The sequence below is a fragment of the Bowmanella yangjiangensis genome (assembly GCF_017255015.1).
In the GTDB taxonomy this organism is placed as follows: domain Bacteria; phylum Pseudomonadota; class Gammaproteobacteria; order Enterobacterales; family Alteromonadaceae; genus Bowmanella; species Bowmanella yangjiangensis.
Window position 1 is genome coordinate 1 of the sequence record NZ_JAFKCS010000507.1, and the last position, 551, is coordinate 551.

The following is a 551-nucleotide window of genomic DNA, read 5'->3' on the forward strand; positions in this document are numbered from 1 at the left end:
GGGGTGTTCGGCGGGGAGGGGTTGGGAGTAGGCGACGGCTTTCATGAGGGGCCTCTCGGTGGTTCAGGCAAGACGCTGCAGGGGCAGCAGCTCGATGCTGGCGAGCCGTGCAGCGAAGGTCTGGGTGAAATGCTGGAAGTGCGGCGCATTGCGGTGCAGCTCGAGGGCGGCGTCATCGCGCCATTGTTCGAGCATCACGAACTGCTGCGGGTTGGCCGGGTTTGCGTGCAGTTCATAGCGCTGGCAGCCGGCTTCGGCGTTGCTGGCGACGGCCAGCGCCTGCAGGCCGGCGGCTACGGCCTCGGCGTGGCCCGGCAGGCTGTTGATCGTGGCGATGAGGGTGACTGGGGTGGGCATCGGGGCGCTCCGTTGGCGGTACAGGTGCATGCTCGTTTATTGGTGTGGCGAGAAAAAGAAGCTGCTAGTAGAGTCTCTTTCATTATTTTTTTGAAAGTTGGGCTGCCATGCTGCGTCTCGATGATCTGCACCTGTTCGTTCGCACTGCCGAGACCGGCAGCCTGTCCGCCGCCGCCCGTGTGCTGGACGTATCG

General features: G+C 63.9%; 1 protein-coding gene. It reads right to left on the reverse strand.

Annotated features, from left to right (window positions below):
- Positions 1-63: 63 nt before the first annotated feature.
- Positions 64-357: a putative quinol monooxygenase gene (locus tag J0A65_RS25390; protein ID WP_152489589.1), complete on the reverse strand. Its 294-nt coding sequence runs from the start codon at positions 355-357 to the stop codon at positions 64-66.
- Positions 358-551: the final 194 nt, after the last annotated feature.